Origin of the sequence: Azospirillum argentinense (genome assembly GCF_000632475.1) — a bacterium.
GTDB lineage: Bacteria > Pseudomonadota > Alphaproteobacteria > Azospirillales > Azospirillaceae > Azospirillum > Azospirillum baldaniorum.
This window is the reverse complement of record NZ_CP007793.1, coordinates 931,627-956,861: the sequence shown is the minus strand read 5'-3', so window position 1 is coordinate 956,861 and position 25,235 is coordinate 931,627. Positions and strand designations below refer to the sequence as shown.

Genomic DNA, 25,235 nt, shown 5'->3' with positions numbered 1-25,235 from the left:
AAACTTTTGTTTCACGGACCCTTGCTGGCGATCGCCAGGGCGAGGCCGCGGGCCTGCATCAGCTCGCTGCAGCGTTCGACCAACTCGTCACCGGCGTAGACCGCCCAGCCGCTCTGAAACCCCGACGCCTCATAGCGCAGATCGACGCGGCGCCCGTCCAGCTCGACGGCGTAAGTCAGGGAGTCTTCTTTCGTCCAAGTTGCGTTCGGATAGGTTGGGTTCGACGACATATCCGCCTCATGCGATGCGAAGGACATGCCGTCAGCCTGCGCCCGCTCCCTTAACCGCGGGTTAAGCTGGCCGGAACGACGTCTTGGGATTTTGGAGGCGGGCACCCCGACCGGACGGGCTAGCCCCGCCACTCCTCGCGCAGGATGGCGTAGAGGACATGGTCCCGCCACACCCCGTCGATGCGCAGATAGCCGCGCGCGTAGCCTTCGTGGGTGAAGCCGACCTTTTCCAGCAGGCCGCGGCTGGGCGCGTTGGTCGGCAGGCAGGCGGCCTCGACCCGGTGCAGCCCCAACTGCCCGAAGGCGAAATCCAGCACCAGCCGGGTGGCACCGGACATGTAGCCGTTGCGCGCGTAGGGCTGCCCCACCCAGTAGCCGAGCGTCGCCATCTGGGCCACGCCGCGCCGCAGGTTGGTCAGCCCCAGCCCGCCGACCAGCCGGTCGGTCGCGCGGTCGTAGACGAGGAAGCTGTAGCCCTGGTCGTCGCGCCACTCCTGCGCCTGCCGCCGCAACCGCCGCCCGAAGGCGGCGCGGGTCAGGGCGTCCGCCGGCCAGGTCGGCTCCCAGGGAGTCAGGAAAGCGCGGGAGTCCGCCCGCAGGTCGGCCCATTCCCGCCAGTCCCGCGGCAGTGGCGGGCGGATGTAGCAGATCGGCCCGTCGAGCCGGACCGCCGGCGGGCTGATGAGACCACCGCCGAGCAGGCGGATCATGCTGCCCCTCCCACCCTGGCGCGTCCCTTACCGGAACCGCGCGGCGATGCGGTCATACTCCTCCAGCCGTCCGATCGGGCCGAGCGCCGCCACGGTTGGGCGGCTTTCGCGCAGGCGCCGGGCGACGCGGACGATGGACTCGCGGTCGACCGCCCCGATCTTCTCGACGATCTCCTCCACCGGCACCGGGCGTCCGTAGACCAGAAGCTGCTGGCCGAGCTGCTCGCAGCGCGACATGGAGCTTTCCAGAGCCATCAGCGTGCCGGCGCGGAGCTGGGCGGCGGCGCGGGCCACCTCCTCCTCGGTCACGTCCTCGGTCACCCGCATCAGCTCGTCGCAGACGACCGGGACCAGTTCCGCCACCTCGTCCTCGCCGGTGCCGGCGTAGACGCCGAACAGCCCGCCGTCGCGGTAGGCGCCGGAGAAGGTGTAGATGGAATAGACCAGCCCGCGCTTCTCCCGCACCTCCTGGAAGAGGCGCGAGGACATGCCGCCGCCGAGCAGCGTCGACATCACCGAATGGGCGTAATAGTCCGGGTCGTGCACCCCCACCCCGTCGAAGCCCAGCACGAGGTGCATCTGCTCCAGGTCCCGCGCCTCGCGGAAGTCGCCGCCGGTGTACTGCGCGTCCTCGGACTCCGGCGCCGGACGGGAGGACAGCCCGTCGAAGGCCGACAGGGCCATGTCGACCAGCCGATCGTGCTCCAGCCGCCCGGCGGCGGCCAGGACGATGCCCGGAGCGCCGTAATGGCCGTCGATGTAATCGACCAGCGCCGGCCGCGACAGGGCGCCGACGATCTCCGCCGATCCCAGGACAGGGCGTCCCAGCGCCTGCCCCGGATAGGCGGTGGACTGGAAATGGTCGAAGATGATGTCGTCGGGGGTGTCGGCGGACTGGCCGATCTCCTGAAGCACCACCGTGCGCTCCCGGACCAGCTCCTCGCTGTCGAGGACCGAGTTCTGGAGCATGTCGGCGATGAGGTCGAGCGCCAGCGCCGTGTCCTCGTGCAGGACCTTGGCGTAATAGGCCGTCTGCTCGCGCGTCGTGTAGGCGTTGAGCTGGCCGCCGACATTCTCGATCTCTTCGGAGATACGGAAGGCGGAGCGCCGCTCGGTGCCCTTGAACAGCATATGCTCGACGAGATGCGCCACGCCGTTGACGCTCGCGGACTCGTTGCGCGTGCCGACCCCGACCCAGCAGCCGAGCGAGACCGACTGCACGCCGGGCATCGTGTCGGTGGCGACGCGCAGCCCGTTCGGCAGCGTGGTCACGCGGATGCTCATGCGGCCTCCTTGGCGGCGCGGGCGCGGGCGACGACGAAGTCCTGGACCGCCGCCACGTCGTTGGGCAGCTCGGACAGCCGCTCCTCCCGCTCGTAGAGGTCGGCAAGGCGCGGCGGCAGGACCGGGCGCCGGCCGGTGGCCGTCTCCACCGCGTCGGGGAACTTGGCCGGGTGGGCGGTCGCCATCACGACCACCGGCACCGACGGATCGACCGGGGCGGTCGCCGCGGAATGGATGCCGACGGCGGTGTGCGGATCGACCTGATAGCCGCCGGTCTTCTCCCAGACCTCCTTGATGACGTCCATGGTCCGGGCGTCGTCGGCGCGGCCCGCGGCGAAGATCGCGTGCGCCTCGGCCAGCTGCGCGTCGGTGACGGCGAACTTGCCCTCCGCGCGGAAGCCGTCCATGGCGGCCTGCACGGCGGCGCCGTCGCGGCCCAGCAGATCGAACAGCAGCCGCTCGAAGTTGGAGGAGATCTGGATGTCCATGCTGGGACTCAATGTGGGCACGACCGGAGCCGCCGACATGGTGCCGCTGGCAAAAAAGCGCGCCAGGATGTCGTTGGCGTTGGAGCCCACGATCAGCCGCTCAACCGGCAGGCCCATCGCCCGCGCGCCGTAGGCGGCGTAGACGTTGCCGAAATTGCCGGTGGGGACGGTGAAGGCCACTTTGCGGTCAGGCGCGCCCAGCGCCACCGCGGCGGCGAAGTAATAGACGATCTGGGCCATGATGCGCGCCCAGTTGATCGAGTTCACCGCCGACAGGCCCATCTTGTCGCGGAAGGCCATGTCGTTGAACAGCGCCTTCACCAGATCCTGGCAGTCGTCGAAGGTGCCGTGCAGCGCGATGTTGTGCACGTTGTCCGACAGGACGCTGGTCATCTGGCGGCGCTGCACCTCCGACGTGCGGCCCTTCGGGTGCAGGATGAAGATGTCCACGTTTTGGCGGTCGCGGCACGCCTCGATGGCGGCGGAGCCGGTGTCGCCCGAGGTGGCGCCGACGATGGTCACCCGCTCGCCGCGCTTGGCCAGCACATGGTCGAACAGGCGGCCGAGCAGTTGCAGCGCCACGTCCTTGAAGGCCAGCGTCGGACCGTGGAACAGCTCCATCACCCAGGTGCGCTGGTCGAGCTGCACCAGCGGCACCACCGCGGCGTGGTCGAAGCTGGCGTAGGCGTCCTTCACGATGGCGCGGAAGTCGTCCTCGGCGATGGCGCCGCCCAGGAAGGGCAGCATGACGCGCACGGCGATCTCGCTGTAGGGAAGCCCGCGCATCGCGCGGATCTCGTCGGCCGAGAACTGCGGCCAGCTTTCCGGGACATAGAGGCCGCCGTCACGCGCGAGACCGGCCAGAAGGACTTCTTCGAAACCCAGGACCGGGGCCTGGCCCCGCGTGCTGACGTACTTCAACGCACACTCTCCGACGCCTGAAGGTGGCCGACGCTGTGGCGGGCCGGCGACTCTTGTGGAACGGGCATAGTTAGCGCCCTCCCACACGCGGCGCAAGCGGCGGGTTCCGGGTGCGTTGCATTCCACCGTCCCTCTCCCGCCCCGGGAGAGGGACGGTGGAATGCTGTCCTCCGATCAGGCGCCGGTGTGGACGTCCAGCGGGTCGTGATGCAGCGCCGACGGATCGTGCGCGGCGTCGACCGGCGGAAGCTCCACCGTCTGGGCGGCGAGCGCGGCGTTCACCGAGGCGGCGGTGCTGTGATCCGCCGCCTGCGGCTGGGTCACCGTGTGGGACAGGACGTTGATGTCGCCCTCACCCAGAGCTTGCGCCTTGGCCGGTGCCCAGGCGGCCTTGGCCGGGCTGCCGCCGCCGTCGAACAGGCCTTCCTTGATGGCGTTGTACTTGGTCTGGTCGACCGTCTGCCAATCGTCCTTCAGGATGCCGCCGGTGTCGCCCGAGTTCGGGTTCCACGACCAGTAGGTCCAGCTCGCCCCTTCCTTGCCGGCGCCGAGGTCGTTGGTGCCGTTGCCGTCCAGGTCGCCGTTCATGTAGTCGATCAGCTTGGCCATGTAGGCCTTGTCCTGATCGGTCTCCAGCTTGCCGCCGAACTCGCCGACCAGCACCGGCGCCTTGTCTTCCTTCAGCAGCCAGCCCCAGTTGTCGGTGTACTGGCCCGGCAGGTTGTTCGGGTAGTCGCTGGCCTTGAACCACTCCATCTCATGGATGGACGGGCCGTAGGAGTGGACCGAGTAGACCAGCTTGCCCGGATTGTCGAACTCGATCGGGCGGTCCTTGGCGCCGCGCAGGTTGCCGCCCCACCACTCCCACTGGTTCTCGTGGATTTCGACGCCCTCGACCAGCAGCAGCCAATCCTTGTTCACGGACTGGATCTCGTTGCCGATGCGCTCCGCGGCCCAGGCCCAGTCGGTGGCCTTGTCGCCGCCGCCCCAGGTCGCCTGCCCGTGCGGCTCGTTGTGCAGGTCGGCGCCGACGACGGTGTCGTTGCCCTTGTAGCGCTCGGCCAGCATCTTCCAGTTTTCGATCATCTTCGACTCCGGGTACTTGTCGTCGTACCACAGGCCGTTCTCGTTGGCCGACGCACCGTCGCTGGAGCGGTGGTGGTCGAGGATGACCTTCATGCCGATGCGCCCGGCGTAGTCGATCACCTTGTCCATGACCTCAAGCGGGGACTTGTTCGCGAGGTCGGGATTCTTGGAGGTGTCGATGCCCGTCGCCCGGTCGGCGTCCAGAGCCGCGTCGCTCCACGGCAGGCGGATGGTGTTGAAGCCCATCTCCTTCATCTGCTCCATCATCCCCCAGTACCCGCGCATGTCCATGCCGTTGGGGTTGAAGACGAAGCCCTCGCCGCCGAACCAGTTGACGCCGGTCAGCTTGACGTTCTGACCCGACGAATCGACGATCTGGTTGCCGTCCGTGTGCAGGAAGCCCTTGGCGATGCCCATTGTGCTCAGCCCTCGTTGCCATTCGCGTTGGGCCGGAAGCTGGCGGTTTATGGTTAACGAAATATTGCCAGGAATGTCGCTTAATTCCGGCAATCCAAGGCATGTGTGACCATGTCCGGAAGAGCGGATTTTGAAGATATTTTAGACAATAAGGACACGTCGAGTGCTTGCGCTGTTTTGAAGCTGTTTTTCGGATTGATTGCTTAAAAGCGCGAAGCGGTGCATAGGAACGAAGGAGGGTTACGGGTCAGCCTTTTGCGTTCAGTGGATTTTGGGGATTTTCCGCTGCTGCGAACATGCTTCGGCGAAACCCATGCCCCCACCCCGGCCCTCCCCCGCTGCGCAGGGGAGGGAGAAAAAGTCCCCTCCCCTGCGCAGCGGGGGAGGGCCGGGGTGGGGGCAAGACTCCGCTCAAGCGCCCAGATACCGGCTCTCCAGATGCCGCCGGAACACCGCCGCATCCAGCGGCCGCCCGGTGGCCGCGGTCAGCAACTCGTCGCCGGACGCGTACAGGCACCCCTTCCCGTGCACGTTCACGCCCAGCCACGCCACCAGCGGCCCAAGGTCGCCGCGCGCCAGCGCCGGGCGGATGTACGGATCGGCCGTCGCCGCGGCCTCGAACAGCTGGGCGGCGGTCATGGCGCCCAGCGTGTAGCTGGGGAAGTAGCCCCAGGCGCCGGACGGCCAGTGGATGTCCTGAAGACAGCCCAGCCGGTCGTTCGGCGGCACCACCCCGACCAACTCCCTCATGCCGTCGTTCCAGGCGCCCGGCAGGTCGGCCAGCGCCAGATCGCCTGCGATCAACGCCTTCTCCAGCCGGTAGCGCAGGATGATGTGCGCCGGGTAGGTCACCTCATCGGCGTCCACGCGGATGAAGCCGCGCTCCACCCGGCTGTAGAGGCGGCGCAGATTGTCGGGCTCCCAGGCCGGGCCGGTGCCGCCGAACGCCTCCTGCGCGACCGGGGCCAGCCAGCACAGGAACTTCGGCGAGCGGCAGGCCTGCATCTCCACGATCAGCGACTGGCTCTCATGCACCGCCATGCCGCGGGCCAGCCCGACCGGCTGGCTCAACCAGTCGCGCGGGCGGCCCTGCTCGTAGAGGGCGTGGCCCGTCTCGTGCATCACCCCCATCAGGGCCTTGGTGAAGTCGTCCTCGTCGTAGCGGGTGGTGATGCGCACGTCGCCGGTGGCGCCGCCGCAGAAGGGATGCAGCGACACGTCCAGCCGCCCGCGGGTGAAGTCGAAGCCCGCCGCCCGCATCAGCCGCTCGCCCAGCGCCTTCTGGCTGGCGACGGCGAACGGCCCCACGGGCCGCAGCGGCGCCGGTTCGGCGGCCTGCCGGTCGAGGACGCGCCCGATCAGCTCCGGCAGGAAGCCCGCCAGACCGGCGAACAAGGCGTCGATCCGCTCGGAGCGGGCGCCGGGATCGTGCTCGTCCAGCATGGCGTCGTAGGGCGACAGGCCCATGGCCGCCGCCTTGGCCTCGCCGCACTCCCGCACGCGGCGCAGCACCTCCGACAGGCTGGGCAGCAGCTTGGCGAAGTCGCTTTCCGCCCGCGCGCTGCGCCACGTCATCTCGCAGGCCGAGATCGCCTTGCTGGTCGCCTCGATCAGGTCGCCGGGAACGGCGGTGGCGTGGCGGTGGGTGCGCCGCATCTCCCGCAGGTTGGCCGCCTGCCAATCGTCCAGACCGCCCGCCCCCTCGGCCTCCGCCAGCCAGTCGGCCACGCGGGGGTCGGTTTGCAGCTCGTGGGCGAGCACGGTCAGGGTGGCGGTCTGCTCGGCCCGCCCGTCGCTGGAGCCGTCGGGCATCATGGTCTGGCTGTCCCAGCTCAGGATGCCCAGGGCGTCGCCGATGGCGGCGATGCGGGCGAAACGGCGTTCCAACTCCCGATAAGCAGCGGTCATGAAGCGCAACTCCTAGGATGCCGGACCGGTCCTCCGGCGTTGGGACAGCACATAGACGACGATCAGCGTCGCGGCGAGGCTATACCAGGTGAACGCGTATTGCCTATGGTTGTTGGGCAGCTCGACCAGGGGCTGAATCCCGTTCAGCATTCCAGTCTGCGGTGCGTTGCCCCGTGCCGGGTCGGGGGTCATCTCGACCACCAGCGGGGCGACCGTCTCCAGCCCGGCGGAGGCCGCCATGGCCGGCGGGTCCAGCCGCATCCAGGACTCCGCCCCCGGCCGGTTGCCCGGTTGGAGCCAGCCGGCGGGTTGCGGCAGGCGGACCAGACCGGTGACGGTCACCGGCCCCTCCACCCGGCTCTCCGGACGGCTGGCGGGGGCGCGCTTGTCCATGGGCAGGAAGCCGCGGTTGACCAGCACCACGCCGCCGCCCTCCTCCGCCGGGCGCTGCAACGGGGTCAGCAGTTCGTAACCCGCCTGCCCCTGCCGGGGCCTGGCGACCAGCAGCATCTCCTTGTCGTTCAGAAAGCGCCCGCTGACGGTCACCGGACGGAACTCCAGCGCCTCCGGATCGGTAATGGTGGAGGGCAGCGGGATCGGGGGCGCGTGCAGCCGCTGCTCCACCCGGCGGACCAGATCCTCCTTCCACTCCAGCCGCTGCATCTGCCACGTGCCCAGCCCCAGCATGACCAGCACGGCGGGTACGGTGATCAGCGTCGCCCACAGCGAGGGACGGAAGCGGCGGGGTTCGACGGCGGCGGTCATGGTCACTCGTCCGGGTCCTCCAGCTCGTTGCGGCGGTGGCGGTACTGCAGCGCCACCACATAGGCCTTGGCCGGGCGCAGCATGCCGAGCGCCAGCCCGAGCACGACGATGCTCCAGACGACGGCGTGCAGCCACAGCGGCCAGTCCACCGACATCGACACCCACAACGCCACCGGCACGACCAGGAAACCCAGGATGAAGATCAGGAACACCGCCGGCCCGTCACCGCTGTCCTGCCGGGCGAGGTTCAGGTTGCACACCGAACAGCGCTCGTTGACCGTCAGGTAGCCGTCGAACAGCTTGCCCCGTCCGCAGCGCGGGCAGGCGCAACGCAGGCCGGCGGTCAGGGGCGATGGGCTGGTGTAGTACGTGCTCAAATGATCCGCCTCCTTCCAGGAACGGGAAGCCCCTCTCCCCCGGTGGAGGAGAAGGGCTTCGCAAGGCGACAGGGGGGATCGATCAGTGGCCGCTGGCGGCGCCCAACGACCCCCACCAGTAGATCGACACGAACAGGAACAGCCAGACCACGTCCACAAAGTGCCAGTACCAGGCCGCCGCCTCGAAGCCGAAATGGCTCCGCGGGGTGAAGTGGCCCTTCATGGTGCGGAACCAGCAGACCGCCAGGAAGATGGTCCCGATGATGACGTGGAAGCCGTGGAAACCGGTCGCCATGTAGAAGGTCGACGGGTAGATGCCCTGCTTGAAGCCGAAAGCGGCGTGGGCGTATTCCCAGCCCTGGAAGAAGGTGAACATCACCCCCAGCAGGACGGTCAGGCCCAGCGCGCGCGACGCCTCCTTGTTGCGGCCCTCAAGGATGGCGTGGTGCGCCCAGGTGACGGTGACGCCCGACAGCAGCAGGATCAGCGTCATCATCAGCGGCAGGTGGAAGGTTTCCAGCACCGTGATGTTCGGCGGCGGCCAGACGCCGTGCGGGTTCTCGGCGAACACCTTCGGGTAGAGCGCCGCGTCGTAGAAGGCCCAGAAGAAGGCGGCGAAGAACATCACCTCCGAGGCGATGAACAGCGCCATGCCGTAGCGCAGGCCGATCTTCACCACCGGGGTGTGCGCCTTCTCGCGCACCGCTTCCTTGATGACGTCGCGCCACCAGCCGAACATCACGCCCAGAATGGACAGGAAGCCGAGGGCTGCCAGCAGCCAGCCGCCGCCGTGCATGTAGATGACCATGCCCGTCGCGAACAGACCGGCTGCGAAGGCGCCCAGCAGAGGCCACGGGCTCGGCTTCACCAGATGGTAGGGATGCGGGATGCCGGCGCCCTCGCCCGCGCCGTGCGCGGAGGCTGGGGGATGCGGCATTTGCGCGTGCGTGATGTCGGCCATCGTCTCTTTCCAACCCCGGTTTGTTTCGCCCGATTTCTTCGTTCAGACTGTCTCTTTTTTCAGTTCGCCGCGGTCCCGGTGCCTTTCGCACCCGCGGCCTGCGTCGCGTGCTGCGCCAGCACCTGGGTCTCGTCCTTGGCGCGGAAGAAGGTGTAGGACAGGGTGATGGTGGTCACATCCTCCATCGCCGGATCGTCGGCCAGGGCCGGATCGACGAAGAAGGCCACCGGCATGTCCACCGACTGACCGGGCTCCAGCACCTGCTCGGTGAAGCAGAAGCACTCGATCTTGTTGAAGTACTTGCCGACCTTGTCCGGCGTGACGTTGTAGAGCGCGGTGCCCACGGTGGGCCGGTCGGTCCGGTTGGCGGCCTGATAGGCGGCCAGCCCCATCTCGCCCAGCTTCACCGTCAACTCCTTCTGCTCCGGCTTGAAGCGCCAGGGCAGCGACTGGTTGACGTCGGCGTTGAAGCGGACCTTGATGACGCGGTCGACCTGCCGCGCGGGCGCGGCGTCGGCCCGCTGGGTGGTGCCGCCGAAGCCGGTCACCTGACAGAACAGCGCGTAGAGCGGCACCGAGGCGTAGGCCAGCCCGACCATCCCGAAGACGAGGCCGAACAGCCCGGCCATGAACAGGCGGTTCTTCCGCCGGAGCCCTTTGTCGCCTTCTCGCCGGTCGTTCATGGCGCCGCTTCCTCCCTGCCGTTTGTCAGCTTGACGTCCCGTGGTCAGTGCCCGCCCATCCGCACCAGCGTGATGACGTAGAACATCACCACCAGCCCGATCAGCGCCGCTAGGACCGCGTAGTTGCGCCCGCGCAGCCGCTTGCGGCGTTCCTCGTATGATTCATCCATGATCGTCATGCCCCGCCTCCGGTCGTCAGGATTCCGCTCACCAGATGCTCGCCCATCAGCAGGGCGAACAGCAGGAACAGGTATAGGATCGAGAAGCCGAACATCTGCTTGGCCGGCTTGTCGTCGGTGGCGCGCAGCACGCGGACCGCGCACAGCACGAAGAAGGCGCCCAGCAGGCTCGACCCGATCAGATAGGCGAGACCGCCGATGCCCAGGAAGTACGGCGCCACCGCGACCGGCAGCAGGACCAGCGTGTAGGCCAGCATCTGCCGCTTGGTCGCGTCCGGACCGGCGACCACCGGCATCATCGGCACCCCGGCGCGCGTGTAGTCGCCGTTGCGGAACAACGCCAGCGCCCAGAAATGCGGCGGCGTCCACAGGAAGATCAGCAGGAACAGCAGGATGGAGGGCAACTCCACACCGCCCGTCACCGCCGCCCAGCCGATCATCGGCGGGAAGGCGCCGGCGGCCCCGCCGATCACGATATTCTGCGGCGTCCGCCGCTTCAGCCACATCGTGTAGATGAAGACGTAGAAGCCGATGGTCATCGCCAGCAGCGCCGACGCCGCCCAGTTGACCGCCAGCCCCATCACCACGACCGACGCCGCCGCCAGGATCACCCCGAAGGCCAGCGCGTTCTCCGGCTCCACCCGCCCCGATGGGATCGGGCGGCGGATGGTGCGCGACATCACCGCGTCGATGTCGCGGTCGTACCACATGTTGATGGCGCCCGAGGCACCGGCCCCGACCGCGATGCACAGCACCGCCACCGCCGCCAGCACGGGGTGGATGTGACCGGGCGCCAGAACGATGCCGGCCAGCCCGGTGAACACCACGAGCGACATCACCCGCGGCTTCAGCAGTTCGATGTAGTCACCCGGCGTCGATCCGGAGACCGGACCTGTCGAGACCCGTTCAATGCTCAGGTCCGTCATACTTCACTATCCTCCGGCCGGAGGAAGCCTCCCAGGCTCCCCCGGCGTCATGGTCACGAACGATGCGTCACTTCACCTGCGGCAGCGTCTCGAAGGCGTGGAACGGCGGGGGCGAACTCACGGTCCACTCCAGCGTGCCGGCCTGCGGCCCCCAATAGGCGGCCTCGACCTTCTCGCCGCTGCGCAGGGTCTTGTACGCGATCCACACGAAGAGAAGCGTGGACGCAAAGGAGAGATACGCCCCGAAGGAGGAAACCATGTTCCAGCCAGCGTAGGCGTCCGGGTAATCCGGGATGCGGCGCGGCATGCCGGCCAGACCCAGGAAATGCTGCGGGAAGAAGACCAGGTTCACGCCGATGAAGGTGGTCCAGAAGTGGACCTTGCCCCAGAACTCCGGATACTGGCGCCCCGACATCTTGCCGATCCAGTAGTACCAGCCGGCGAAGATCGAGAAGACCGCGCCCAGCGACAGCACGTAGTGGAAGTGCGCGACCACGTAGTAGGTGTCGTGCAGCACGATGTCCATGCCGCCGTTGGCCAGCACCACGCCGGTCACGCCGCCGACCGTGAACAGGAAGATGAAGCCGAGCGCCCACAGCATCGGCACCTTGAACTCGATCGACCCGCCCCACATGGTGGCGATCCAGGAGAAGATCTTCACGCCCGTCGGCACCGCGATGATCATCGTGGCGGCGGTGAAGTAGGCCTTGGTGTCGACGTCCAGCCCCACCGTGTACATGTGGTGCGCCCACACCACGAAGCCGACCACGCCGATGGCGACCATCGCGTAGGCCATGCCCAGGTAGCCGAACACCGGCTTGTGCGAGAAGGTCGAGACGATGTGGCTGATGATGCCGAAGGCCGGCAGGATCATGATGTAGACTTCGGGGTGGCCGAAGAACCAGAACAGGTGCTGGAACAGGATCGGGTCGCCGCCGCCCTCCGGGTTGAAGAAGCTGGTGCCGAAGTTGCGGTCGGTCAGCAGCATGGTGATGGCGCCGCCCAGAACCGGCACGGCCAGCAGCAGCAGGAAGGCGGTCACCAGCATCGCCCAGACGAACAGCGGCATCTTGTGCAGCGTCATGCCCGGCGCGCGCATGTTGAAGATGGTGGTGATGAAGTTCACCGCACCCAGGATCGACGAGGCGCCGGCGAGGTGAAGGGCGAAGATCGCCATGTCCACCGACGGCCCGCTGTGGCCCAGCGGCGAGGACAGCGGCGGGTAGATCGTCCAGCCGGTGCCGGCCCCCTGCCCCACGAAGGCGGAGCCCAGCAGCAGCAGGAAGGCCGGGACGATCAGCCAGAAGCTGATGTTGTTCAGCCGCGGGAAGGCCATGTCGGGCGCGCCGATCATCAGCGGCACGAACCAATTGCCGAAGCCGCCGATCAGCGCCGGCATCACCACGAAGAACACCATGATCAGGCCGTGCGCGGTGATCAGCACGTTCCAGACCTGCCCGTCGCTGACGAACTGCAGACCCGGCGACTGAAGTTCCAGCCGCATGATGACCGAGAACAACCCGCCGATCAGCCCGGCGATCACCGAGAAGATCAGGTAGAGCGTTCCGATGTCCTTGTGGTTCGTGGAGAAGAACCAACGCTCGACAAAGCCCGGCATGTGGTGGTCATGGTCATGCCCGTGGCCGTGTCCCTGCGCTTCCCCCGGATTGGCGTTTGCCATGTCTCTAACCCTCGCGTCGGCGGAATGATTTTTCTTTGAGGTGCCGCTGCATCCAAAGCATGAGGCTTACTGGACGGCCCCGGCGGACGGCATCTGGGCCACGTCGCGCTTGGTGTCGGGGGTTCCGTAAGCGGTCTTGGCCTTCTCGACCCACTGGTTGAAGGCCTCCTTCGAAACGGCCTCGACCGCGATCGGCATGAAGGCGTGGTTGACGCCGCAGATCTCGGAACACTGGCCGTAATAGACGCCTTCCTTCTCGATCCGCACCCAGGTCTCGTTGGCACGGCCCGGCACGGCGTCCTTCTTCACGCCGAAGCTCGGCACCGCCCAGGAATGGATGACGTCGCCCGCGGTGACCAGCACGCGCACGGTCGTGCCGACCGGCAGGATCACGCGGTTGTCGACCTCCAACAAGCGCTTCTGGCCGGGCTTCAGCTCCGACTCCTGAATCATGTAGCTGGAGAAGGCGATGTTGCCGTGGTCGGGATACTCGTAGTCCCAGTACCACTGCCGCCCGGTGACCTTGATGGTCATCTCCGACTCCGGCACCCGCTCCGCCTGGTAGAGCAGCTTGAAGGAGGGCACCGCGATGACGATCAGGATGATGACCGGAATGACCGTCCAGGCGATCTCCAGCACCGTGTGGTGCGAGGTCGTGGACGGCACGGCGTTCTTCTTGGCGTTGAAGCGCAGCGCCACCCAGCCCAGCAGCCCCGCCACGAAAATGACGATGGCGACGATGATCACCGTCAGCAGGTCGTGGAACGAGTCCATGGCGTGCTTGACCGGGGTGGCCGCCTCCTGAAGCCCCAATTGCCAGGGGTGGGGTTCGGCGGCGGAACCGGTCGCGGCAAATCCACACAAAGATGTCAGCGCCGCCAGAACGGCAGCGTTCAGGGTCTGCGTCTTCATCCCCACCCTCTTCGTTGCCCGCCGCCCACGGTCGCGGACGGCGGTCGTCCCTTCCCGCCGGACCCGCCTTCGCCCCTGTTTCCCTGGTGCGTTCCACCCCTGTCGGGCGGTTGCGCGTCCGGGCGTTGCGACGGTGCCGGTCTATGCAGGGATCGTGCCGTTTGTGGGCGGCGCGGTCCCCGCAGCGCGAGCTTAACCCTGCACTGCGCTTGGGTACAAGTCAGGCGTCCCTACACGAAGGACATAGGCGCAATGCCGGTTTCAAGCCCGCATCAAAACAGAAGTTGAGTTTCCGCATCGGCTTCGCACTGCGACAAGCTGTCGCAGTTTGATGGTACAGCGAATTGTCTCGGAAAATCAAGTTTTTAGGCTTGCACGTCCCTGGTGTGGGACGCAAGCGACCTTGCGGGGACGGCGCCATCCGGTCGCCGTTTGCGCTGCGGTAACCCACCACCGTGTTAGAACGGAAAAGCTCCGGGGCCGTCAGTGTCCGCTGGTGATGACCTTGCGGATTCGGCGCACGCCGGACCAGACGAAGGCGATGACGATGGGAATCATCAGCCCGACGAGCAGGTCGGGATCGACCTTCATCCCGAGTCCCTTCACGCCTTTCGCGGCGTAGCCGACGATGCCGACGAGGTAGTAGCTGATCGCCACCACCGACAGCCCCTCCACCGTCTCCTGCAGGCGGAGCTGGAGCTGCGCCCGCTTATCCATGGAGAGGAGAAGCTCGGCGTTCTGCCCCTCCACGGCGATCTCCACGCGGGTGCGCAGCAGGTCGCTGGCGCGGGCCACGCGCTGGGACAGCGCCTGCAGGCGCGATTCCACCGCTTCGCAGGTGCGGATCGCCGGGGCGAGGCGGCGGTCCATGAACTCGCCCACCGTGGGCAGCCCCTCGATGCGGATCTCGCGCAGTTCGACGATGCGCTTTTCCACGAGATTGTAGTAGGCCCGCGCCGCGCCGAAGCGGTAGGCGGTCTCCGCCGCGATCTGCTCGGTCTGGGCGGCCAGCAGGGTCAGCCGGTCGAGCAGCTCGCGCTCGTCGTCCAGGCCGCGCAGGGTGGCGATGCGGGTGGTCAGGTCGGCCAGATCGGCCTCGATCGGGCCGATGCGCGGCAGCACGCCGCGCGCCACCGGCAGCGCCAGCAGCGCCATCACCCGGTAGGTCTCGATCTCCAGCAGTCGCTGCACGACGCGGCCCGCCTGGTTGGAGGTCATCGCGTGGTCGGCGATCAAAATGCGCGAGAAGCCGTCGCCATGGATGCGGAAGTCGGTCCAGGCCGTCGCCGCCCTCCCGGAGATGCGCGTGCCGATGTAGCTCGGCGAGCCGAACATCGCCGCCAGCATGTTGGCTGACGGCTCCGGCGATTCGGCGTCGAGCACGGCGACATGGACGCCGACCATCAGCTCGCCCGGCAACCCGGCCAACCATTCCTTGGGCACCGCGTTCAGCGCCGGTTCCAGGAAGGGATCGACCAGCACGTTCGCCGGGGACACGGCGTTGGGACGGAAGACGGTCCAGGTGGAGAATTCGGTATGGCGCTCCCACTTCAGGCGGAAGCTGCCGAAGGAGCCGCTGTAATGGGTAGCCCCGGCGGGTGGGCGCGGCACGCCGGCCCAGTCGCACAGCTTCTCCAGATGCAGCCGGTCGGCCTCCGACGCGCCCTCCCCCGACAGCATCGCCAGCATGGTGGCGCGCACCGGGGTGGACAGGACCTCCGGCGGGCGGGTGTGCACCTCGTTGGTCAGGGTCACGCGCAGGGCGTGGTTCTTCAGGGGGTGGGCCAGGGAGCGCGCGTCTCCGTTGCCGGTGCGGCCCATCGCCAGCGCGTCGTCGGTCATAGTGGCCATTCCCCTTCCGAGCCCCATCCGCCCATGGACGACGAGCCTTGCCGGATGGTCCGCCCGTCGCCACACTATAAGTCTGATCTTAGACCACATCGCGCGTGCGGGTGCGAGAGCGCCGGTGCCGCATCGTTGTCCTACGATAGACCGATACCCCGGAGTTCCCATGAGCGCGCTTGCCGTCACCGACGATCTGTTCTTCAACCGCGCCGGCCTGGACCGTTCCCGTGTCGAGGGGGTGGTGGCCGACGCGCTGCGGGGGGCGGACGACGGCGAACTGTATTTGGAATATTCGCAGAGCGAATCGCTGGGCTGGGACGACGGCAAGCTCAAGGCGGCCAGCTTCGACACCACCCAGGGCTTCGGCCTGCGCGGCATCGCCGACGAGGCGACCGGCTTCGCCCACGCCTCCAGCCTGTCTGAGGACGCCATCCGCCGCGCCGCCGCGACGGTGCGCGCCGTCCAGGCCGGGCACGCCGGCACCTTCGCCGAGCCGCCCGCCGGCACCAACCGCGCGCTCTACATCCCGGACAACCCCCTGCCCCTGGTCCCCTTCGAGGCGAAGGTGAAGCTGCTGGCGGAGATCGACGCCTACGCCCGCGCCAAGGACCCGCGGGTGCGGCAGGTCTCCTGCTCGATCAGCGGCGAGTGGCAGGCGGTGCAGATCATCCGCGCCGATGGCGTGCGGGTGGCCGACCTGCGCCCGCTGGTCCGGCTGAACGTCTCCGTCGTGGTGGCCGAGGGCGACCGCATGGAGACGGGCGGCTACGGCGGCGGTGGGCGCGTCACCTACGAGCACTACATGCAGCCGGAGACGTGGCGGGCCTTCGTGGACGAGGCGCTGCGCTCCGCGCTCGTCAACCTGTCCTCCGTTCCGGCCCCGGCGGGCGAGATGACCGTGGTTCTCGGCAACGGCTGGCCGGGCATCCTGCTGCACGAGGCCATCGGCCACGGGCTGGAGGGCGACTTCAACCGCAAGAAGACCTCGGCCTTCGCCGGGCTGATGGGCCAGCGCATCGCCGCCCCCGGCGTGACCATCGTGGACGACGGCACCATCGAGAACAGCCGCGGCTCGATCACCGTCGACGACGAGGGCACCCCCGGCCAGTGCACGACGCTGATCGAGGACGGCATCCTGGTCGGCTACATGCAGGACCGCATGAACGCCAGACTGATGGGGATGCGCCCGACCGGCAACGGGCGGCGCCAGAGCTTCGCCTGCCACCCCATGCCGCGCATGACCAACACCGTGATGCGCCCCGGCGCCTACGAGCCGGAGGAGATCATCAAGTCGGTCAAGAAGGGCCTCTACGCCAAGAACTTCGGCGGCGGGCAGGTGGACATCACCAGCGGCAAGTTCGTCTTCTCCGCCAACGAGGCCTATCTGATCGAGGACGGCAAGCTCGGCCCGGCGGTGAAGGGCGCGACGCTGATCGGCAACGGCCCGGACAGCCTGACCCGCGTGTCGATGATCGGCAACGACACCAAGCTGGACCCCGGCGTCGGCACCTGCGGCAAGGACGGCCAGGGCGTTCCCGTGGGCGTAGGCCAGCCGACCCTGCGCCTGGACGGCCTGACCGTGGGCGGCACGGCGGCCTGACCGCCGCCACCGCTTCCCTTTCCTGCTTCGGAGGTTCCGCCCGTGTCGTCCCTCGCGCTGGTTTCGACCTTCTGTCCCGACCGCGTCGGTCTCGTCTCGGCGGTCACCGGCCATCTGTTCGGGCTGGGGGCCAACCTGCGCGACGCGACCTTTGCAGTGATGGGGGCCGGGGCGGAGTTCTCGGCGGTCTGCGAACTCCCCGACGGCGTCCCCGTCGGGGAGGTGCAGGAGGGGCTGGCCAGCCTGCCGGAGCTGGCCGGCGCGCAGATCAAGGTCACGCCCTTCGACTTCGATCCCAACCCCGGCCCGCTCGCCCGCATCACCCACCGCGTGGAGGTGTCGGGCGGCGACCAGCCCGGCCTGATCGCCCGCTTGTCGGAAATCTTCACCCAGTTCGAGGCGAACATCGTCCGGCTGGACGCCCAGACCCTGCCGGAACGGGAAGGCGGGCATTACACCATCCGCTTTGCCGTCTCGATCCCGCCGGAGCGCGCCGGCACCTGCCTGTCCGCGATCGCCAACACCGCGGAGACGATGGGCCTGACCTGCACCGCCGAACCGCTGTAACGCTTCTCGTGCATCAGCCCGCTTGCCCCCTCTCCCCTCCGGGGAGAGGGTTGGGGTGAGGGGGTTGAGCTTTTGCCGAACCTTCCGCCACGCGCATCCCCCACACCCGCCCGCTTCGCGGACACCCTCTCCCCAGAGGGGAAAGGGATAAAGGTTGCATTCATACGCATGAAAATGCCATGGATCGGGAATTATCCCCGATCATTTCCACCATGGCGTGAATCGCGTTCTCCTTGCCCTGGCGCTGTCCTTCGCCACCCTGCCCGCTCGGGCGGAGGGGCTTGAGGCGACCCTGTCCGACTGGGGAACCGCCGGGCTGCTTCAAACACCGACCGCGCGCGGCATGCCGGACGGCTCCGTCACCGCCGGCTTGACCGCTCTCGGTGGCCTCCATCGGCATGTCTTCGCCGGAGCGCAGCTCCTTCCCGGCCTGGACGTCACCCTGCGCAACAGCACCTACCCGAGTTGGCACGGTCTCAGCGAGCCAGGGGTGGACGTCAAGCTGCGCCTGCTGCGCGAGGGTCCCTGGTTGCCGGCGTTGGCGGTCGGTGGTCGGGACGTCACCGGCGGCGGGTTGGACCTGCCCGGCAAGGGCCGCTTCGCGGGGGAGTATCTGGTCGCCTCGCGCCGCTGGTGGAACGTCGATCTCAGCCTGGGCATCGGCTGGGGTGGGCTCGGCGACTATGGGCATGTCCGCAACCCGCTGCGCTTTCTCGGCGGGCGATTCAAGCGTGACCGCGACCCGGCGAAGGCGTCGTCCCGCGGGCCGGAGGCGTGGTTCACCGGGGAGCGCGCGGCCCTGTTCGGCGGCGTCGAGTGGCACACGCCGCTGGAGGGGCTCAGCGTCAAGCTGGAATACAGCGCCGACAGCTTCCGCGCCCAACAGCAGGACGATCCGAACTTCCAGCCCGGCCTGCCGCTGAACGCCGGTCTGGCCTACCGTCCCTGGAACTGGCTGGAGCTGGGCGCCGGGGTCGAGCAGGGTTCGCGCGCCATGCTGCGCCTCGCCGCGCGCTTCGACCCGCAGGAGGAAGGAGAAGCCACCGCGCTCACGCCGCCGCCTGTGGTCGGCGCCCGCCCCGCTGCGCCGGACACCGCGCTGCCCGCCTCGGACATCGCGGCTCTGGCCCGGCTGCACCGGCTGCCCGCCCGCACCGCGTTGGTCGACGGCGACCGGGCGGCCCCTGTGGCTGGACCCACGAGTGGTGTGGTCCCGGCCGCCGGAGGTCGAATGGCTCACCGTCGTCACCGGCAACGCCGGGTTGGACGGCACGACCGTCACCCTGTCGCGTCGCGCCGTTGAGCAGGCGGCCGGCCATCGCGGCAGCCCCGAGGAAATCTGGCGGACAGCCCGCGTGGACCGCTCCGCCGGCCCTCCACCGGCTTGGCCGGCGCGGCTCGCCCTGACCGTCACCCCGACCCTGGAAGCCAGCCTGTTCGAACAGAGCGCCCCGCTGGTGCAGCGGACCTACGGCGACACCGTGCTGACCGCGGAACCGTTGCGCGGGCTGGTTCTCAGCGGCGGGCTGCGGGTGAACGTCAGCCACAACCTCCACCTCCTCGACACCAACGCCATCCCGGCGGCGGAGCCGGTGCGCAGCGACCTGCCGCGCTACGCCGACCGCCTCGCCGCGGTCGAGCGGCTGTACGCGGCGTGGCTCGCCGCTCCTTCCGGGAGTTGGAGCACGCGCCTGTCCATCGGTCATTTCGAGGAGATGTTCGGCGGCGTGGGTGCGGAGGCGCTGTACCGCCCCCTGACGGCGCGCTGGGCGCTCGGGGTCGACCTCAACCGCGTCTGGAAGCGTCCGCCCGACGACGCGCTGCGCCTTGCCCCGGAAAGCGGGCGGAACACCGGGCACGCCAGCCTCTATTGGGAAGCGCCGGGGGCCGCCACGACGGGCGTGCTGCGGCTGGGCCGCTACCTCGGTGGGGATTGGGGCGGCACGCTGGAACTGATGCGCGCCTTTGACGGCGGCGTCCGCCTGTCCGCCCAGGTCACCTGGACCGAGGGCCCGGAGGGCGCGCAGAGCCGCTACGGCGGGCGGTTGGAGCAGGGCATCGCGTTGACGGTGCCCTTCAGTCCCGGAGGCTCCTGGCCGCAGGACGGGCGGCTGGCGACCGCGGTGAGCACCTTGGGACGCGACGCGGGGCAACGGCTGCGCCAGCCATTGCCCCTGTATGACGCGTCGGTCACGGCGGGTTACGGCCGCCTGACCGGATCATGGCCGCGGCTGATGGACTGAGCCGCGGCAAACTGAGATCCGTATAGTCCGGCGATCAGCGGATTTCGGAGATCGTCCCGGTCTTGGCATCGAGAAGCACGGTGCTCCAGGTGCCGTTGGCGGACTGGGCTTCCGCCACGTAGTTCTCACCCTGCTTGCGGAAGTCGCGGACCGAGGTGAAGCCGGCGGCGCTGAAGTAGTTCAGCAGCGAGGTCTGCATCAGCTCCTTGCGGTTCTGGCCGCGCTCGGCGCGCTGGGCGGTGTTCGGGTCGACGTTCATGATGACCTGCCGGTTGCCCTGCATGGTGTTGGGCATGGTGCCGGTGGCCGACCCGGTGGTCCCCATGGCGCCGCTGTTCGGCATGCTGTTGTTCATGGTGCCGGTCGAACCGTAGGTGCCGGGCGCCGCATAGGTGCCGGTGCTGCCGTAGGTGCCCGCGGTGCCGGCGCCGACGGTGGATTCGGCGCTGCCGCTGGTCACGCGGTCGGGCATGCGGCCGTCCGGCATCCGGCTCCGGGTCTGGTCGTTCCACGGCTCGGCCCGCTCGTTGGGCAGGCTTTCCACCTGCGGGCTGGTGGTCGGCAGGCCCGACGGGCTGGAACGCTCGTAGGGAACCTGCGGCGCGTTGTTCTGGTAGGTCTGGGCCATCGCGGCGGGAGCGGCGGCCAGGCTCGCGGCGAGAACGGCGAGGGACAGTTTGGCGTTCATGGCATCCTCTTCTCTCGATAGGGCGTCTCGCACCGGCGGAGCGGTGCCGCGCCTTTTCGCCCGCCCGGCCGGAACCAAGCAGGCTGGCGACCCCGACAACAGCGCTCGTCGGCGGTTGTTGCGGTCAAGCCAGCGTTATCGGGATGCCCCTCCCCCTTTTGGAACCGACCCTACCCAAAAAAAGCTCTTTGCGGCGACGGCGCCGCGGAACCTTTCAGAGTGGCGCCGTGTTCTGCACAATACTGACACGCTCTTCACAGAGTAGGACGTTCAACAGACTGCGCGCCGGACGAGCCGTCACGCGCTTCGGACCGGGCGGGGGAGGTTAGGATGCTCTATTGGGCACTTGTTTTCTTCGTGATCGCGCTGATTGCCGGCGCACTCGGTTTCGGCGGGATTGCGTCAGCCTCTTCAGGCATCGCGCAAATCCTGTTCTTCCTTTTCCTGATCCTGTTCGCAGCGAGTTTGATTCTGGGCCTGGTCAGGCGCCGCTAGACCCAGCACCCGCCCGGAACCGTCCGGGCGGGCGTTTCCCGCAGCGCGCCCTTGCTTGGCCGTTCCCGTTTCGGAAGGCCAGGCTCGCGAGTACCCCGAAAGCCTCTCGATGTTAGCCTCGCACCTGACCGGCAACGCCCCATCCGGAGCGTTGCCGGTTTCTCTGTGCGCCCGGCGTGAGCGGTGATGACGTTCGGACGGATCAGTCCTCGTCGGTCGGGCTGTGCCCTTCCATGAGCTGGCGCAGGGCACGACGGCCGCGCGACAGGCGCGACTTCACGGTGCCGATGGAGATGCCGAGAATGTCGGCGGCCTCGCCATAGGAAATGCCCTCCAGCCCGATCAGCAGGACCACCTCCCGCTGTTCGGTCGGCAACAGGCCGAGCGCGCGCTTCAGGTCGCGCAGCTCCAGCCGGACGAACTGCCCGCCATGGGCAGCACCGATCGCCGCCTGCCCTTCCCCGTCGATGTCCACGACGGCCTGCCGGCGACGGATGCCGTTGATGTGCAGGTTGCGCAGGATGGTGAAGAGCCAGGCGCGCAGGTTGCTGCCGGGCCGCCAGAGATGCAGGCGCGACAGGGCGCGCTCCAGGCATTCCTGGACGAGGTCGTCGGCCAGCGTGGCGTCCCGCACCATGGCGCGGGCGAAACGGCGCAGACGGGGAATCTCCGCCTCGATCTGCGCGATGATCGCCGGATCGGGGGGCGCCAACGGCGCCGAGGGCATTTCCGCCGCGTCTTCGACGGCCGGTTCGTCGGCTTCGACGCCATCCTCGGCTTCGACCGCAACGTTCAACTCGTCCTCGTCCGCACGGCGGCTTCCCATCACCGGCTTGAGGGCGACGGGGTCAAGCGGCGCGGGGCTGCTTGCCGGACGGCGCAAGGAACTCGCGACGTGGTTCGCCATCGGTGGAACGCTGCCTCCCTGTGTACCGAAAGATGTCCCGATCATTCCGGGCGCGTCTGGAAACGCCCGAACCATCGCTCCGGCCCCCGCCTTGCGCCGAATGCGCGCGGGGCATAACCGGATTCTCCAACGACAATCGTCGGTCCATCAGTACGTAATGGCGCACCACAGGGGCTGCCAGTTGGGAAAAAGGCTAAGCCACTTAACAATTTGGCGAGATTACCCCTAAATGCCAAGGATCGCCCGATTGCTCCCGTAGCGTTCGACCGGGGATGAGGTATCGTCTCCGGACATACGGGAGGCTTCATGACTTTGCTCAAAAGGAAAAGGCCGGCTGGCTTTCACCAACCGACCTCAAATCTCCTTTGCGGGATAGCCATGTCTATGGCCAACGATGAATTCGCTCATTCATCCATCCGCAGGTCCGCTGCCGGCGGTTCTTCTTCTCTGTATAGGCGGCGTTTCCGTCCCTTAGCGGAAGTCTTATTTCATTGTGTTCCGCTTCCTCTCTTGGCCGGAACCATATCGCATTACGTCTTTAGCGGACAGCCGGACGTTGGCTCTAAGGCAGCGATCTTCCCGCATACGCCGAAAGACCGGTCGATTTCACCAATCGGCGGAAGGCGCTTCAAGGCGGTGAAAAGCGCGGTGGCGCTGGCCGCCGGCGGGCTGATCGCGTCCTTTCTGACGGCGCTGCCGGCGGCAGCCCAGGAAGCGCCCGCCCAGACGGGGACAACCCAGACGGCGGCGGCCCCACCCCCCGTCTTCCAGAGCTCGGGCGAGCGCACGATCCGCGCCCTGGAGGCGCTCGCCAGCAAGGGCAGCCCCCGCGCCCAGTATGAGCTGGCCATGCGCTACGAGGTCGGCAAAGGCGTGAACCGGGACGAGCGGATGGCCCTCTCCCTCTATTGCCGGGCGGCCCGCCAGGACTACGCCGAGGCGGCCTACCGCGCCGGGCGCATGCACATGGCCGGGCGTGGCGCGGTGTCGAAGGACGAGGAGCTTGGCCGCTCCTGGCTGCGCCGCGCCGCCCAGTTGGGCAATGAGGACGCGACCCGGATGGTCAAGCCGGTCAGCACCTCGGGCAAGAGCGCGGCGGGGAAGGCTCCCGACCGCTGCGAACCGCCGAGCGTGCGCTGGGGCGTGATCCGCATGCCGCCCAAGGAAATCCGCGCCATGGTCACCAAGATGGCCCCCAGCTACGGGCTCGACCCCGATCTGGTGCTGGCGGTGATCGCCGTGGAGTCCGGCTACCGCGTGGATGTGGTGTCGGAAAAGAACGCCATGGGGCTGATGCAGCTGATCCCCGAGACGGCGGAGCGCTTCGGCGTGACCAAGCCCTTCGATCCCGAGCAGAACTTGCGCGGCGGCATGAAGTATCTGCGCTGGCTGCTGGCCTATTTCGACGGCAACGTGACGCTGGCGCTGGCCGGCTACAACGCGGGCGAAGGGGCCGTGCTCCAGTACAAGGGCGTTCCGCCCTACCGCGAGACGCAGGATTACGTGGTCAAGGTCCACAGCGTCTACCCGCGCCGCGTCCATCCTCACGACCCCGGCGTGGTGCGCTCCGCCGGTCTGCCCGCCGCCAAGCAGGAGGAGGTCGCCGAGTTGAGCGGCTCGCGTTCCGGCGGCGCTTCGAAGCGCTGAGGCCGAAACGAGGACCCAAAACGACGACGGCCCGCCGAAAGGCGGGCCGTGGATCGTTGATGCCGGAAAGGATGGCGTCCCCTAGGGGATTCGAACCCCTGTTACCGCCGTGAGAGGGCGGTGTCCTAGGCCTCTAGACGAAGGGGACCTTCATCGGGCGATGCTCGGTTGCCAGCCGAACGAAAGTGGCGTCCCCTAGGGGATTCGAACCCCTGTTACCGCCGTGAGAGGGCGGTGTCCTAGGCCTCTAGACGAAGGGGACAGTCTTTCGTCGTCTGACGACGTGGCGTCGTCGGCGTGGCGGGTTTTTAGCGAACCCACCCTGCCCGATCAAGCCTTTTCTGACAGATCTTTGGCGATTTTCAGAAAAGAGTTCACGACGGCCTGCGGCGTGTCGAAGGCGGTGACCAGACGCAGCAGATCGCCCTCCCAACGGTAGAAGCGGTAGCCCGCCGCCTCCAGCCCGTCGGCCACCGCTGCGGGCAGGCGCACGAAGACCTCGTTGGCCTCCACCGGATGGGCCAGTTCCGCCCCCGGCAGCGCGGCGAGGCCCTGCGACAGCCGGTCGGCCATGGCGTTGGCGTGGCGGGCCAGCCGGAGCCACAGATCGTCGGCCAGCCAAGCGTCGAGCTGCGCCGACAGGAAGCGGCCCTTGGACACCAGATGCCCGGCCCGCTTGCGCAGGAAGCCGAAATCCTCGGCCAGCGCGGGGTTGAAGAACACCACCGCCTCCGCGGCGAGGCAGCCACCCTTGGTGCCGCCCAGCGACAGCACGTCCACCCCGGCCTTCCAGGTCACCTCCGCCGGCGCGCAGCCCAGCCGGGCCACCGCGTTGGCGAAGCGGGCGCCGTCCATGTGCACCGCCATGCCGTGGGCGTGGGCGACGTCGGACAGGGCCGCCACCTCCTGCGGGCGGTAGACCGTGCCGGCCTCCGTCGCCTGGGTCAGGCTGAGGGCGGCGGGCTGCACCCGGTGGACCACCCCGATGCCCGCACCGCCGAGCGCCGCGGTCAGCGCGGCGGGGGTCAGCTTGCCGCCCTCCCCGGCCAGCGGCACCAGCTTGGCCCCGCCGGTGGCCATCTCGGGCGCGCCGCACTCATCGACGTGGATGTGGCTTTCCTGGTGGCAGTAGACCGCGCCGTAGGGCGGGACCAGGGCCGACAGGGCCAGCGCGTTGGCGGCCGTCCCGGTGGCGACCGGAAACACCGTCACCTCGGCCTCGAAGTGGGCCGACAGGCGCCGGGTGACGCTGGCGGTCAGCGGGTCCTGCCCATAGGGGTCGGCGGACCCGATCGCGGCCGCGGCCAGGGCGTTGACCACCTCCGGCGCGGCGCCGGCCACATTGTCGCTGCGGAAGTCGTACACAAAGGCGTCGGTCATGGCGCGGCTCCGGCGGTAACGGTCACGGCGATGGCGCCGGTGCGCGGGTCCATCACATAGAGGCGGTCCGCGGCGTCCGGTATGGTGACGCGGAAGACGACGCGGTTGCCCACCGCCACCGGCTCGCCCAGGCGCGCGCCCGCCGGCAGGCCCAGCACAACCTCCTCCGTCCGGCCGGCGGCGGCGGTTGCCCGCTCGGCATCCATGGCGGCCCGGCGCTCCGGATCGTTGATGCGCTTGTAGAGTTCGACGCCGAGGAACGCGAAGCCGGCGATGATCATCACGCCCATGATGACGATGAGTGCCTTGAGGAACTGCACGGTTTGGGGTCCACT

General features: G+C 68.3%; 25 protein-coding genes and 2 tRNA genes. 6 read left to right on the top strand and 21 right to left on the bottom strand.

All coding sequences use genetic code 11. The features are described 5' to 3' along the window. Positions 1-11: 11 nt before the first annotated feature. From ABAZ39_RS04505 to ABAZ39_RS04440, 15 genes are all read right to left on the bottom strand, one after another. Positions 12-230, bottom strand: coding sequence for a hypothetical protein (locus tag ABAZ39_RS04505; protein WP_144243459.1), 219 nt, complete (start codon positions 228-230; stop codon positions 12-14). Between the two features lie 119 nt (positions 231-349). Further along, positions 350-940 (bottom strand): GNAT family N-acetyltransferase, encoded by a 591-nt coding sequence (locus ABAZ39_RS04500; protein WP_038527111.1) that lies wholly within the window; start codon positions 938-940, stop codon positions 350-352. A 27-nt stretch (positions 941-967) separates the two neighbouring features. Continuing rightward, the gene (locus ABAZ39_RS04495; protein ID WP_038527108.1) at positions 968-2,224 is read right to left on the bottom strand and encodes a M16 family metallopeptidase; all 1,257 of its coding nucleotides are present in this window, start codon (positions 2,222-2,224) and stop codon (positions 968-970) included. Continuing rightward, positions 2,221-3,633: a threonine synthase gene (gene thrC, locus ABAZ39_RS04490; protein ID WP_038527105.1), complete on the bottom strand. Its 1,413-nt coding sequence runs from the start codon at positions 3,631-3,633 to the stop codon at positions 2,221-2,223. The genes ABAZ39_RS04495 and thrC overlap by 4 nt, the downstream gene beginning before the upstream one ends. A 174-nt stretch (positions 3,634-3,807) precedes the next feature. After that, complete coding sequence (locus tag ABAZ39_RS04485) at positions 3,808-5,136, bottom strand: glycoside hydrolase family 5 protein (protein ID WP_038527103.1); 1,329 nt, start codon at positions 5,134-5,136, stop codon at positions 3,808-3,810. 411 nt (positions 5,137-5,547) lie between these two features. After that, a complete protein-coding gene (locus tag ABAZ39_RS04480) occupies positions 5,548-7,044 on the bottom strand; it encodes a carboxypeptidase M32 (RefSeq protein ID WP_038530709.1) in 1,497 nt (498 codons plus the stop codon). A gap of 12 nt (positions 7,045-7,056) precedes the next feature. Next, the gene (locus ABAZ39_RS04475) at positions 7,057-7,809 is read right to left on the bottom strand and encodes an SURF1 family protein (RefSeq protein ID WP_038527099.1); all 753 of its coding nucleotides are present in this window, start codon (positions 7,807-7,809) and stop codon (positions 7,057-7,059) included. 2 nt (positions 7,810-7,811) lie between these two features. Then, the gene (locus ABAZ39_RS04470) at positions 7,812-8,186 is read right to left on the bottom strand and encodes a DUF983 domain-containing protein (protein ID WP_038527096.1); all 375 of its coding nucleotides are present in this window, start codon (positions 8,184-8,186) and stop codon (positions 7,812-7,814) included. A gap of 82 nt (positions 8,187-8,268) precedes the next feature. Next, complete coding sequence (locus ABAZ39_RS04465; protein ID WP_014240850.1) at positions 8,269-9,147, bottom strand: cytochrome c oxidase subunit 3; 879 nt, start codon at positions 9,145-9,147, stop codon at positions 8,269-8,271. A 59-nt stretch (positions 9,148-9,206) separates the two neighbouring features. Then, positions 9,207-9,830, bottom strand: coding sequence for a cytochrome c oxidase assembly protein (locus ABAZ39_RS04460; protein WP_014240851.1), 624 nt, complete (start codon positions 9,828-9,830; stop codon positions 9,207-9,209). Positions 9,831-9,874: 44 nt separating this feature from the next. Then, complete coding sequence (locus tag ABAZ39_RS37375) at positions 9,875-10,009, bottom strand: cytochrome c oxidase system small membrane protein (protein WP_014240852.1); 135 nt, start codon at positions 10,007-10,009, stop codon at positions 9,875-9,877. Further along, positions 10,006-10,935, bottom strand: coding sequence for a heme o synthase (gene cyoE, locus ABAZ39_RS04455; protein WP_038527094.1), 930 nt, complete (start codon positions 10,933-10,935; stop codon positions 10,006-10,008). The genes ABAZ39_RS37375 and cyoE overlap by 4 nt, the downstream gene beginning before the upstream one ends. Before the next feature lie 67 nt (positions 10,936-11,002). Continuing rightward, positions 11,003-12,616: a cytochrome c oxidase subunit I gene (ctaD, locus tag ABAZ39_RS04450; RefSeq protein ID WP_035674796.1), complete on the bottom strand. Its 1,614-nt coding sequence runs from the start codon at positions 12,614-12,616 to the stop codon at positions 11,003-11,005. A gap of 66 nt (positions 12,617-12,682) precedes the next feature. Then, on the bottom strand, positions 12,683-13,528 hold the full coding sequence (gene coxB, locus ABAZ39_RS04445) for a cytochrome c oxidase subunit II (RefSeq protein ID WP_038527090.1): 846 nt from the start codon (positions 13,526-13,528) through the stop codon (positions 12,683-12,685). A 483-nt stretch (positions 13,529-14,011) separates the two neighbouring features. Further along, on the bottom strand, positions 14,012-15,370 hold the full coding sequence (locus ABAZ39_RS04440) for a DUF3422 family protein (protein WP_014240856.1): 1,359 nt from the start codon (positions 15,368-15,370) through the stop codon (positions 14,012-14,014). Between the two features lie 169 nt (positions 15,371-15,539). Here ABAZ39_RS04440 and tldD point away from each other — a divergent pair, with 169 nt between their 5' ends. The 4 genes from tldD (at position 15,540) to ABAZ39_RS37365 (ending at position 19,783) form a co-directional block, all read left to right on the top strand. Next, positions 15,540-16,973 (top strand): metalloprotease TldD, encoded by a 1,434-nt coding sequence (gene tldD, locus ABAZ39_RS04435; RefSeq protein WP_038527085.1) that lies wholly within the window; start codon positions 15,540-15,542, stop codon positions 16,971-16,973. Positions 16,974-17,015: 42 nt separating this feature from the next. Then, entirely contained in the window at positions 17,016-17,540 is a 525-nt protein-coding gene (locus ABAZ39_RS04430) for a glycine cleavage system transcriptional repressor (RefSeq protein ID WP_038527082.1), read from the top strand. Positions 17,541-17,757: 217 nt separating this feature from the next. Further along, positions 17,758-18,843, top strand: coding sequence for a YjbH domain-containing protein (locus ABAZ39_RS37370; RefSeq protein WP_257722220.1), 1,086 nt, complete (start codon positions 17,758-17,760; stop codon positions 18,841-18,843). Next, positions 18,743-19,783, top strand: a complete 1,041-nt coding sequence (locus ABAZ39_RS37365) for a YjbH domain-containing protein (RefSeq protein ID WP_257722219.1) — start codon at positions 18,743-18,745, stop codon at positions 19,781-19,783. The genes ABAZ39_RS37370 and ABAZ39_RS37365 overlap by 101 nt, the downstream gene beginning before the upstream one ends. 34 nt (positions 19,784-19,817) lie before the next feature. Here ABAZ39_RS37365 and ABAZ39_RS04420 read toward each other — a convergent pair whose 3' ends face one another. After that, positions 19,818-20,471, bottom strand: a complete 654-nt coding sequence (locus tag ABAZ39_RS04420; RefSeq protein WP_038527079.1) for a hypothetical protein — start codon at positions 20,469-20,471, stop codon at positions 19,818-19,820. A gap of 330 nt (positions 20,472-20,801) precedes the next feature. Between ABAZ39_RS04420 and ABAZ39_RS33870 the strand changes: the two genes are divergently transcribed. Beyond that, positions 20,802-20,966: a DUF1328 domain-containing protein gene (locus tag ABAZ39_RS33870; protein WP_035674837.1), complete on the top strand. Its 165-nt coding sequence runs from the start codon at positions 20,802-20,804 to the stop codon at positions 20,964-20,966. A 202-nt stretch (positions 20,967-21,168) separates the two neighbouring features. Here the strand turns inward: ABAZ39_RS33870 and ABAZ39_RS04410 are convergent, their stop codons facing one another. Then, positions 21,169-21,873 carry a sigma-70 family RNA polymerase sigma factor gene (locus tag ABAZ39_RS04410; protein WP_081862876.1) on the bottom strand — a complete coding sequence of 235 codons (705 nt, stop codon included), beginning with the start codon at positions 21,871-21,873 and terminating at the stop codon, positions 21,169-21,171. A gap of 636 nt (positions 21,874-22,509) precedes the next feature. Between ABAZ39_RS04410 and ABAZ39_RS04405 the strand changes: the two genes are divergently transcribed. Next, the gene (locus tag ABAZ39_RS04405) at positions 22,510-23,520 is read left to right on the top strand and encodes a transglycosylase SLT domain-containing protein (protein ID WP_247881625.1); all 1,011 of its coding nucleotides are present in this window, start codon (positions 22,510-22,512) and stop codon (positions 23,518-23,520) included. 72 nt (positions 23,521-23,592) lie between these two features. Here the strand turns inward: ABAZ39_RS04405 and ABAZ39_RS04400 are convergent. The 4 genes from ABAZ39_RS04400 to ABAZ39_RS04385 form a co-directional block, all read right to left on the bottom strand. Continuing rightward, positions 23,593-23,668 (bottom strand) — tRNA-Glu (locus ABAZ39_RS04400). A 38-nt stretch (positions 23,669-23,706) separates the two neighbouring features. Next, positions 23,707-23,782, bottom strand: a tRNA-Glu gene (locus ABAZ39_RS04395). Positions 23,783-23,850: 68 nt separating this feature from the next. Further along, positions 23,851-24,900, bottom strand: coding sequence for a threonine aldolase family protein (locus ABAZ39_RS04390; protein ID WP_038527076.1), 1,050 nt, complete (start codon positions 24,898-24,900; stop codon positions 23,851-23,853). Beyond that, entirely contained in the window at positions 24,897-25,220 is a 324-nt protein-coding gene (locus ABAZ39_RS04385) for a hypothetical protein (protein ID WP_038527073.1), read from the bottom strand. The genes ABAZ39_RS04390 and ABAZ39_RS04385 overlap by 4 nt, the downstream gene beginning before the upstream one ends. Between the last annotated feature and the right edge of the window lie 15 nt (positions 25,221-25,235).

Bases quoted from the DNA above. Each gene is read 5' to 3' on its own strand.
- ABAZ39_RS04505 (WP_144243459.1), bottom strand. From the start codon at position 230: ATGTCGTCGAACCCAACCTATCCGAACGCAACTTGGACGAAAGAAGAC.
- ABAZ39_RS04500 (WP_038527111.1), bottom strand. From the start codon at position 940: ATGATCCGCCTGCTCGGCGGTGGTCTCATCAGCCCGCCGGCGGTCCGG.
- ABAZ39_RS04495 (WP_038527108.1), bottom strand. From the start codon at position 2,224: ATGAGCATCCGCGTGACCACGCTGCCGAACGGGCTGCGCGTCGCCACC.
- ABAZ39_RS04485 (WP_038527103.1), bottom strand. From the start codon at position 5,136: ATGGGCATCGCCAAGGGCTTCCTGCACACGGACGGCAACCAGATCGTC.
- ABAZ39_RS04480 (WP_038530709.1), bottom strand. From the start codon at position 7,044: ATGACCGCTGCTTATCGGGAGTTGGAACGCCGTTTCGCCCGCATCGCC.
- ABAZ39_RS04475 (WP_038527099.1), bottom strand. From the start codon at position 7,809: ATGACCGCCGCCGTCGAACCCCGCCGCTTCCGTCCCTCGCTGTGGGCG.
- ABAZ39_RS04465 (WP_014240850.1), bottom strand. From the start codon at position 9,147: ATGGCCGACATCACGCACGCGCAAATGCCGCATCCCCCAGCCTCCGCG.
- ABAZ39_RS04460 (WP_014240851.1), bottom strand. From the start codon at position 9,830: ATGAACGACCGGCGAGAAGGCGACAAAGGGCTCCGGCGGAAGAACCGC.
- ABAZ39_RS37375 (WP_014240852.1), bottom strand. From the start codon at position 10,009: ATGACGATCATGGATGAATCATACGAGGAACGCCGCAAGCGGCTGCGC.
- cyoE (WP_038527094.1), bottom strand. From the start codon at position 10,935: ATGACGGACCTGAGCATTGAACGGGTCTCGACAGGTCCGGTCTCCGGA.
- ctaD (WP_035674796.1), bottom strand. From the start codon at position 12,616: ATGGCAAACGCCAATCCGGGGGAAGCGCAGGGACACGGCCACGGGCAT.
- coxB (WP_038527090.1), bottom strand. From the start codon at position 13,528: ATGAAGACGCAGACCCTGAACGCTGCCGTTCTGGCGGCGCTGACATCT.
- ABAZ39_RS04440 (WP_014240856.1), bottom strand. From the start codon at position 15,370: ATGACCGACGACGCGCTGGCGATGGGCCGCACCGGCAACGGAGACGCG.
- tldD (WP_038527085.1), top strand. From the start codon at position 15,540: ATGAGCGCGCTTGCCGTCACCGACGATCTGTTCTTCAACCGCGCCGGC.
- ABAZ39_RS04420 (WP_038527079.1), bottom strand. From the start codon at position 20,471: ATGAACGCCAAACTGTCCCTCGCCGTTCTCGCCGCGAGCCTGGCCGCC.
- ABAZ39_RS33870 (WP_035674837.1), top strand. From the start codon at position 20,802: ATGCTCTATTGGGCACTTGTTTTCTTCGTGATCGCGCTGATTGCCGGC.
- ABAZ39_RS04410 (WP_081862876.1), bottom strand. From the start codon at position 21,873: ATGGCGAACCACGTCGCGAGTTCCTTGCGCCGTCCGGCAAGCAGCCCC.
- ABAZ39_RS04390 (WP_038527076.1), bottom strand. From the start codon at position 24,900: ATGACCGACGCCTTTGTGTACGACTTCCGCAGCGACAATGTGGCCGGC.